1 protein-coding gene is annotated in these 529 nt (G+C 77.1%); it reads left to right on the forward strand.

Features of this window, described 5'->3' with window-relative positions:
- The coding region (locus C1I97_RS38650; protein WP_181447133.1) for an SWIM zinc finger family protein at positions 1–529 on the forward strand (529 nt) is incomplete at both ends.

The following is a 529-nucleotide window of genomic DNA, read 5'->3' on the forward strand; positions in this document are numbered from 1 at the left end:
GGGGCGGGGGTACGCGGAGACGGGGCACGTGGACGCCGTCACCGTGACGCCGGGGCTGGTCCTGGCGTACGTGCAGGGGAGCCGCCCGCGCCCCTACCGGGTGCAGGTGCGGCTGCGGACGCTGGACGACGCCGACTGGGACCGCTTCCTGGACGCCGCCGCCGACCGCCCGGGACACATCGCCGCCCTGCTCGACAAGGAGATGCCCCGGTCCCTCGCCGACTGCGGGGTCCCCCTGCTCCCCGGCCTTGGCGAGCTGGAGCCCCACTGCAGCTGCCCCGACCGCGGCCACCCCTGCAAACACGCCGCCGCCCTCTGCTACCAGACCGCACGCCTGCTGGACGCCGACCCCTTCGTCCTGCTGCTGCTCCGCGGCCGCGGCGAGCGCCGACTGCTCGACGCCCTGTCCCGGCGGAGCGCCACCCGAGCGGCCCGCGCCGCGCGGCAGAAGGAACCGGAGCCGCTGCCGGGGGTGCGCGCCAGTGACGTACTGGCCAGGCGGGACGGGCGACAACTCCCGCCGCTGCCC

The organism is Streptomyces sp. NTH33 (genome assembly GCF_003236365.1).
Lineage (GTDB): Bacteria > Actinomycetota > Actinomycetes > Streptomycetales > Streptomycetaceae > Streptomyces.